The 8,252-nt window shown below is 58.0% G+C and carries 6 protein-coding genes; 1 reads left to right on the top strand and 5 read right to left on the bottom strand.

Features of this window, described 5'->3' with window-relative positions:
* Positions 1 to 239: 239 nt before the first annotated feature.
* Positions 240 to 1,649 (bottom strand): ISNCY family transposase, encoded by a 1,410-nt coding sequence (locus C7G61_RS41370; RefSeq protein WP_108523267.1) that lies wholly within the window; start codon positions 1,647 to 1,649, stop codon positions 240 to 242.
* 1 nt (position 1,650) lies between these two features.
* Positions 1,651 to 1,989 carry a hypothetical protein gene (locus C7G61_RS44300; protein WP_145963800.1) on the bottom strand — a complete coding sequence of 113 codons (339 nt, stop codon included), beginning with the start codon at positions 1,987 to 1,989 and terminating at the stop codon, positions 1,651 to 1,653.
* 242 nt (positions 1,990 to 2,231) lie between these two features.
* On the opposite strand from C7G61_RS44300, the gene C7G61_RS41360 reads away from it, so the two are divergent.
* Positions 2,232 to 3,377 (top strand): IS630 family transposase, encoded by a 1,146-nt coding sequence (locus C7G61_RS41360; protein ID WP_108523265.1) that lies wholly within the window; start codon positions 2,232 to 2,234, stop codon positions 3,375 to 3,377.
* A gap of 365 nt (positions 3,378 to 3,742) precedes the next feature.
* Here the strand turns inward: C7G61_RS41360 and C7G61_RS45360 are convergent, their stop codons facing one another.
* The 3 genes from C7G61_RS45360 to C7G61_RS41345 all read right to left on the bottom strand — a co-directional run bounded on the left by C7G61_RS45360 (position 3,743) and on the right by C7G61_RS41345 (position 7,498).
* Positions 3,743 to 3,910 (bottom strand): hypothetical protein, encoded by a 168-nt coding sequence (locus C7G61_RS45360; RefSeq protein WP_190242230.1) that lies wholly within the window; start codon positions 3,908 to 3,910, stop codon positions 3,743 to 3,745.
* A 294-nt stretch (positions 3,911 to 4,204) separates the two neighbouring features.
* Positions 4,205 to 6,331, bottom strand: a complete 2,127-nt coding sequence (locus C7G61_RS41350; RefSeq protein WP_108523263.1) for a DNA/RNA non-specific endonuclease — start codon at positions 6,329 to 6,331, stop codon at positions 4,205 to 4,207.
* 78 nt (positions 6,332 to 6,409) lie between these two features.
* Positions 6,410 to 7,498 carry an endonuclease/exonuclease/phosphatase family protein gene (locus tag C7G61_RS41345; RefSeq protein ID WP_108523262.1) on the bottom strand — a complete coding sequence of 363 codons (1,089 nt, stop codon included), beginning with the start codon at positions 7,496 to 7,498 and terminating at the stop codon, positions 6,410 to 6,412.
* Positions 7,499 to 8,252 lie beyond the last annotated feature (754 nt).

Genomic DNA, 8,252 nt, shown 5'->3' with positions numbered 1-8,252 from the left:
TGGCGACGAAAATCGGCGTCCAATTGCCCCGGAAAATGCCGGCATCCGACGTCAGTTCACCCCGGTTTTATTGCGGAAATGGCATGCCTCGACACAAAAACAGGCGTTTCGCGACAGAAACTAGCTACTTTCCGGCGCAAAAATCGCGGCTCTGAAGGGCGGGGTCAACCACGCAGACAACGAGAAGCCCCGCGGGGGCCGCGGGGCGATGAGAGGCCAAGATTGGCGCTGGAAGTGGACTACCTTTGGAGTGACTGCTCTTCCATCACGCGACCGATGCTCATGAGGTTATCGGCGACAACGCCGAGCCCGACCCAGCGCTTCATTCCAGTGCTGCCTTTGTAGCGGCAGCGATCGAGCCCGTGCCGCCGTTTGGCCACGCTGATGCGCCCCTCGCATCCGGTCCGCCATTTCTGGCCGTTGCGGAACCACCGCTTCTTCTGCTCGCGCTTGCGCGCGACGCTTTTGGTGGAGCGATTGGGGATGCAGACGCGTTTGACGCCACTTGCCTTCGCCGCAGCTTCATTCCTGGCGGAGTAGAACCCGGCGTCTGCCGCGACCAGACGTGGCGTGCGACCGAGCTTGGCTTGGTGGATTTCGATGGCCGGGATCAACAGGTCCGTATCGCTCGGCCGCCGGTCGTAGACTTCGTAGTCGATCACGATCTGGTTTTCGGCTTCCTGCAGCTTGACCATCTTGCCGAACTCGTTGGGCTTGCCGGCCTTACCCTTGCGAATGATCTCTGTCGAGGGCTCGAACACGCTGAAGAGCTTGTCCTCTGCCCGCGTATTGCCGCGGAAGATGCGTTCCCGGGTCTGCCGCATCACCTGCCGCACCAGCGGCATCATCGCTTCCAGCTCCTGCCGCAAGCCTTGCAGCGCCAGCCGTTTCAAGATGCCCCTGGCCCGCTTCACGCCGGTGGCGATCTCATGGGAGAAGCGCTTCGCTTGCCCCACCACACGGCTCGTCGAGTTCAACAGCCGCCGGTAGCCTTGCTTGAGCTTCTCGTGATTGAGCGGTCCTTTGGCACGTGCGGTTCGCGAGATATCGAGCAGGCGCAGTTTTACGCTTCGCGTTCGGTCGCGCAGTTTTGTTCCGGCCGTGCCGACGATCTTGGTGACCTTCTTCATGGTGCGGATCAACACCCTGACCCCGTCGCCCAGCAACATGCTGTCGGTCGGGTAGTGGATGTTGGTCTCCACCACCGTCGTATCCACGCGCATTCTGCGTCCCTGCGTCACCCCTTGTTGCTGCGCGACTTGCACAATCCGGTCGTGGATCTGCTTGATTGTCTCCGGATCCAAAGCCAAGCCCCAGCGCCCCATTGTCTTGGCGTCCGGCGTCTTGCCGCCGCCCACCCGGGTGAAGTCGCGGTAAACCAGGTTGGCGCGCACTTCGCGTTCCAGCACGTGATAGATCCAGTTGCGAACGTGCTTGAGGATCAACAATCGCAACACCACCTCGGCCGGCGCGCCCAGCCGACCACGACCACGACTCTTGGGATGTCGTCTCGCCAGCGCCTCGTACACCGCACCGACGATCTGTTCATCCGCCAGAACCCGGTCAGCATGGGTCATCCAACCTTCGCGAAGATCGCTCACTTCCCCGGCGATCAAGCCGTCGCCGAAGCTCAGTTGCGCTCTGCGCATCTCAATCACGTTTCTTCCTCCCCCGCGGCACCGCCGCATCAGGGCGCAGCAGGTGGTGATTGAGCTCGCAGATCGCCTCGATCGCGTCTTTCAGCTTCTGGTAATTGTCCAGCCAACGGCGCACCTCGGCAACGCGCTCGCGCCGCACGCTGAACTGACGCACGCGTCCGCCCGCATAGCTTACCGTCAGGACATGCACCTGGTGCTCCTTCGCCGCGCGCGCATTTCGGGCAGCCGCTCTTATGACGAACCGTGCGCTCCAGCAGCGAGCCGCGCAGCAGTTCGCCAGTGACCGGTAGCTTGTCGACAAGCTTCTCACGCGTTTGAAGAGCTCGATCACGAATCATTCGCAAGAATGGATCAATGCTGCCGCTTCAAGTCAACGCCAATCCGTCCGACCTTGCAGTTTTCGCCACAGCGAGCGATTCTGGCAGCCGCACAAGGCCGCCGATTTTTGCGCCGGAAATTAGGCTAGACGACCGATTCCATGAAACCTGCGCTGATGGAGCAGGCTGAATTGATGGAACGGACGGGTTGTTGGCGGATTCCTCGTTTGCGGTCGGCGAAACGAGGAGCTGTATCATGGCAGGATGGCGGCGAGCGGTCGAATTGGCAATGAGTGATGAAGAGATAGCGACCTTGACGACGCTTTCGCGGTCGAGGATCGAACTGGCGAGCCGGGTGTCGCGGGCGCAGATGCTGCTGGCGTATCGGGAAAATCCTTCGTTCTGCGCGGTGGGCCAGAGACTTGGGGTCCATCATCAGACGGTGCAGCGCTGTGTCGAGCGGGCGCTGGCCGATGGCCCGCTGGCGGCCCTCGACGACCGCCCGCGACCGGGCAAGGAACCAACCATCACGCCGGAAGCCAAAGCCTGGTTGGTGTCGCTGGCCTGCGACAAGGCCAAGGACCACGGCTATCCACATGAGTTGTGGACGACGCGGCTCTTGGCGCGCCATGCGCGCGAACACGGGCCGGCGGCGGGGCATGCGTGTTTGGCCAATTTGGTCCAGGGAACGGTGTGCAAGATCCTCGGTCGAGAGGAGATCAAGCCGCACAAGGTGCGCTACTATCTTGAAAATCGCGACGCCGAGTTCGAACAGAAGATGGCGGAGGTGCTGTGCGTCTACCGCGAAGTCCAAGTCCTGAAGAAAGCCTCTGCCAAGGGAAAGCGGCGGGGAAAGCCGGTGACGATCGTCTCCTGCGACGAGAAGCCGGGAATCCAGGCCATCGCAACGACGGCGCCAGATTTGCCGCCCAAGCCTGGCATCCACGCCAGCTTTGCGCGCGACCATGAATACAAGCGCCATGGCACGCTCAGCCTGTTGGCTGGGATCGATCTGCTCACCGGCAAGGTCCACGCCCTTGTCAAGGATCGTCACCGCAGTCGAGAGTTCATCGAACTCCTCAGGCTTATCGATGCCGCCTATCCGCCGAACACTGCGATCAAATTGATCCTCGACAATCATTCCGCGCACATCTCGCGAGAAACCAGAGCCTGGCTCGCCACTCGGCCGGTGGGACGCTTCGAGCTCACCTTCACCCCCAAGCACGGCTCGTGGCTCAATCTCATCGAGGGATTCTTCTCCAAGTTCGCCCGTTCAGTCCTGCGCCATATCCGGGTGACTTCAAAACACGAGCTTAAGGAGCGCATCATGGCTGGCATCGACGATGTCAATCGCCATCCGGTCATCCACAGGTGGTCCTACAAACTCGCCGAGGTCGCCTGATATGATTCAAACCAAGAAAACGCTGACCTAGTTTCTGTCGCGAAACACCTGCATTTGTGTTGAGGGCGCCATTTCCTCAATAAAACCGGGGCGAATTAGCAGTAGATGCTAGCATTCGCCATGTGTTTTGACGCGAGTTTCGTCGCGATTTCATGAGGCGTCCGGTAGACGGTGCAGTGGTTGCACTGAAGTGCAGCGGATAAGATTTCCGCCGCAAGCGAGGGACCTGAAGGGATATTGTCAGGCGGCTTTTCGTCTGCGCGATGATCGGTCCGCCAACAGGGCTGCGATCTTCATGAGGTTGTTGGCGAGCACGGCGGCTGCAACCCATAGCTCGAAGCGCTCGCGACCTTCGAGACAACGCTTCATGCCGCGACCGCGGAACAATACCGAGATGCGCCCTCGATGCCGGCGCGAAAGCGCTGGCCGTCCTTGAACTCCCGGCTCTTCTCATAGGCTTCGCGTTCGGGCGCCTTGGTGCCGCCCCGCTGTGGGATGCACACCACCTTAACGCCTTCCTGCTTGCACGACATCACGTTCCTCTCGCTGAAGAAGCCGCGATCCGATCCATACAATTTGGGGACATCGCCGAAGGTCTGCCAGGCCAGCGGGGTTCGCTTTCACCGGCCCACCAGTAGAACGAAGATTGACCAGCTTCGTTCGCAGAAGGTCCTGCCAGCACCCAAAAGACCAGCGTCGTACACGCATAGTTCGCGAACTCCCTGCCCTGATCCTTGCGATAGCTCAAGCAACGGGGCATGCCACTCGATCACACGTCTGTCATTCCAAGCACCGCGGCCATCGAGCATGAGCCCCCATTCCCGCAGTTATTTCTTCCCCATCCAGACATCTTCGAATGACGAGAGGGGCATAAGTTCCTCCTCCTGCACGGGCCGGTCATTCATGACGTCGGCCGCTTTCAACGTCGCACTAAACCGGACAACAGTGCGTCTTTCGATTTCCGCCAATGTCGCTTGCTCGTCTTCGAAGCCTTCTGGCGAGAATTCCTCAAACGGTGAATCGTCAGCTAGCTCCTGCTTTTGCGATGTGACGAAGCCGAACGCCTTGATGCTGCCGCTCCTGGTCGGTGCAACGACTACCTTCCAATAGGATAGCGGCACATAAACGTTGCCTGCCTCCTCGTCTTCAAGTTTCAGATCCCGCATCGTGAAAATTGGACCAGCAAAGATCGACAGGCGTGCCAGCGTCCTATCGGAGGATGCTTGCCTGCTAATGTGATTTTCGAGCCGCCCCCACAAGCCGTGGAAACCAAACTTATCGCGATTAAATGCTTCGTGCTGGGGCGTGCAGTTCGTCAGGTGAAACGTGTCTGAATTCGCGTACTCAATCTCTGTCTTTGACGCACCCCAACAGTTATCATCTCGCCTCACGAGATGGCCAAAATCGAGTCTCTTCCACCGATCATAGAAGCCTTTCGGCAGCTGGTACTTTTCGTCCATGCGGCTATCGGTTATCCACTCGTCCTTTCCAAAGGTTTCGCGGCCCTTAATCTTCCTCTGGCCTTTGCTGTAATCGGTATTGCAGGCCGAAAGGACCGGCATTCTCCGTTGTGCATGCAGCATGCACGAGTAGTGATGGTAGTGGAGGACCTTGCCGGCGCGGCCCCGCAAGGGAGCAATCAGCTTCGGGTCTTCGCTCTCTATGGTCGGGAATTCCGCAATACGGTCGCGGCCGAGGAAGTTTTCGTCGTAGCCTTGTCGATCGCTATAGTCGGTGTCGAAGTTAAGCTTCTCCAGCAACAACTCGTCAGGCTCAGCACTTGCGACAATGGCCGGAGCAGCCAATGGCTTTACTTCCGGGATCAACGAGCGGATAGAAGGAGGATTCGAAAGGCTTTCAACCTTGAGCGAGACGTTTAGTGGCAAGACGAGTGAGAATCCCTCACTCGGCAGGCTTGCTGGAATGAGCTGCAGTGCGAAAGTAGGCCGTGCTGACGGCTCCACGTCGATTTCGAGTTCGGCTGCAGTTGGCTTGATCGTTCCTTGGATAGCCGCCTCAAGCACCGGCAGGAGATCATGACGAGCAGCCTGTTTCCTGATGTCAGCTACGAGCCGGCTGGTCCTGACGCCTTCGTTTGCTATCCATTTGATCTCGTGCTCCAGCGGCTTATGGTCGGTAATGGGCTGGCCGTCGTGACCGATGTAGCGACCTTGGCTATCTTTCAGTGGCTTTCCCGAGTGGTGTAGGGCAACGACATCCCAAAGATCGTTGAACACTGGCGAGCCTGACGAGCCTCGGAAGGTATCGCTCTGGTAGGTGAGAAAGTCTTCAGTGTCATCGAAGGGCAATAGTTTATTTTCACGAATGGCTATCTGCTTGCTCTGGCCTCCGGGATGCTGAACGATGGAAAGAAACTGGCCGTAGTCCGCCTTGCCGAGTTGAGGATTCAGGCGAAGCCATCCGAAACTCGCCAGCTCTTCCGTCCCTTGCTTTGAAAGAGGGTCGACCGCCACGACGCAATAATCGAGATCCTTATTCTTGAAGAAGAACTTGTCAGGAGCGAAGGAAAACCAGGTGGGGATTCGGTCATTTCCAAGGGGGTCCGACTCGTATGCGAACTGGACACGCGAGCGGCCTGCTACTTCCGGCATCTTAAAAACATGCCAATTCGTTAGCAGGAGTGTGGGGGCGATCATGAAGCCAGTAGCAGACCCTCCGCGATCACCCGGCGACGGTGGTATTTTGATGCAACCAACAGAACGGGCCGCACGAATGCCTGCCCAGAAGTAGTGTAGGCTCAGTAGGTCATTCGTTCCCATCGCGCGCTCTAGGGCGGCGATGTCATCGGGCGTCCGGTTTTCATTGATGTACCGAGTGACGCGATCCGCCCGATCCTTCGGAAGATCAGGCTTTGCCGCAGGTGCCTTGAGTTCACCGCGCTTCGAGTCGACTCGCGCGGTCGTCGTGGCGACTACTTCAGTATCAATCTGCATACGTTCCCCGTAGAATTAGATCTTTAGAAACAACACAAACCGGCCCGTGGCTCGGCTTCAAACGGCACTTCGCGTCAATCATGGAAACTTAAGGTTCAGTTGAATCTGGCAATGATCACTGGGCCAACGGGAACGCGGCGTTTCCTCTTCAATGTCTTTGCCGTATCGCCATTTCCAGTATGATCCCGCGTCCGCAAGGGCAGCGGCCTTCTCATTCAAGACAAAGAAATCTATCGAAAAGCGTTGGCTGGCAGGCTCGGTAGGCCAGCACTTGAACTCCTTGTTCTTAGGGATATGGGTAAGTTTCACGTCATCGTCAGGGCTCGACGTGGACGCGCCAGACATCACATCCCACATATCAGTCGTCTTTATCTCAGGGCTTTCGCGGTCGAACCTGCGATTGAAGTCTCCGGCAACGATAACCGGCCCACCGCCCTGATGCGCTGCCCTGATCCAGGATTTAAGCGGTTGCAGCTGACGAAAGAGCGCTGGACAGTGGTCGTTATCTGAAGGTTCTTCGATGGGATCTTCGTTGCAGCGAGACTTCATGTGCACGACGAGTAGCCGCAAAAGAGCGCCATTTTTGTTCAAGGTAATGTCGAGCCCCCACCGGGTCTGGTGGTCAGTTGCGGGGTCTTTTGGCCCAAGATCCACGACGTCCCTCGTATCTCCGAGTGAAACGCCAGAAGATCGCGTGATTGCTAAAGCAACATACTGCCTGGCAGGATTGGTGAGTTCGCCCGGCAGAGTACTCACGGCTGAGGTCGGGTCGGTTACGCACTGCGGCTTGATATCCGAAAGCTGGTTGAAAGGATAATCGGGCGCCAGGCCACGCTGGTCCGCAACGGTCTGCCCGGAAATGCAGAGAATGTACTGGGATGGTGGGAAAACGCGCGCGAGCGCGCGAAGGCTCGCGATCTCCTGCATGGCGTAGACGTGGCCGTCGCTGCATTCACGATAGAGCCGCAAGTCCTTGAATTCATCTTCCGAGCGGAGGAGACGATCATAGACCCTCACTGCCGTCGCTAATTCGGCGATATTCCACGAAATGAGCTTGATCTCACTCGGCTTCGGATCAGGCCCTTTTGCACCGCAATTGATGTCTTGCGCGAGGGAGGAAGCCGACAAGCCAAGAATCCACAAAGCAACAAGCGCGATCATCTTCATGGACGAGCCCCTCGAATCCAAAATCGCATTTTTAAGATACAACTATGACGAGAAGATTACAAGTTTTCGCTACAGATGCTTTAACGCTGGTTCAGCGTCTACCGGACCAATCTGCGCTTGGCGACTGCATACTCAGCCAGTGCACAACATCGCTGTCAGAATGCGCGGCGACGGGATCGATCTATCTTGCCTCCTGAGCGGTGACGTGGACAGCGACGGTACAGGATATGCCGTGTCCCCGCTTGACGGCGTCAACGGAGTCCGCCGCAATCCGCTTGCGCGCATCGGCACCTCTTAAAAATCATTGCGGTGCCTCCCGACCCGTTACCACTATAAATTGTTCAACCCAAGCAGGTTAAGCAAAGTTCTTACTCCTTGATAGTCCAAAACCGAAATCTATCGGTAGCTCCGGACCGGTGCCTCCCAGGTCGGAGAGAGGGCCCGCGTCGTTCATCGATGGCCTCGGAGGCGCTATTCTGAGGACTCATCCGAGACGACGCGCTGCCCTCGTCCTTGTCGCACTACCTGCTGTACCACGCTCGGCCCGAGCTCGGCCAGCGTGGTCACTTTTGCATCCTCCATGCTGCGCACGACATCAATCAGCGGACGGTCCTCCGCTTTGGCCGCGCTAGGAGCCTGTCCGAGTAATCGGATTTTTCTCGACGAAGAACAAGCGTCGTGATTCAAACGGTGGATGAGCAAGACATTTCGTCCTTGGGACGTTGATCAGGTTTGGCTGCTGCCGCCATCGATC

It is taken from the genome of Bradyrhizobium algeriense (genome assembly GCF_003062295.1).
Classification (GTDB): domain Bacteria; phylum Pseudomonadota; class Alphaproteobacteria; order Rhizobiales; family Xanthobacteraceae; genus Bradyrhizobium; species Bradyrhizobium algeriense.
This window is presented reverse-complemented; position numbering and strand designations above follow the sequence as displayed.

Coding starts and splice junctions, on each gene's coding strand:
- C7G61_RS41370 (WP_108523267.1), bottom strand. CDS start 1,649: ATGCGCAGAGCGCAACTGAGCTTCGGCGACGGCTTGATCGCCGGGGAA.
- C7G61_RS41360 (WP_108523265.1), top strand. CDS start 2,232: ATGGCAGGATGGCGGCGAGCGGTCGAATTGGCAATGAGTGATGAAGAG.
- C7G61_RS45360 (WP_190242230.1), bottom strand. CDS start 3,910: ATGTCGTGCAAGCAGGAAGGCGTTAAGGTGGTGTGCATCCCACAGCGG.
- C7G61_RS41350 (WP_108523263.1), bottom strand. CDS start 6,331: ATGCAGATTGATACTGAAGTAGTCGCCACGACGACCGCGCGAGTCGAC.
- C7G61_RS41345 (WP_108523262.1), bottom strand. CDS start 7,498: ATGAAGATGATCGCGCTTGTTGCTTTGTGGATTCTTGGCTTGTCGGCT.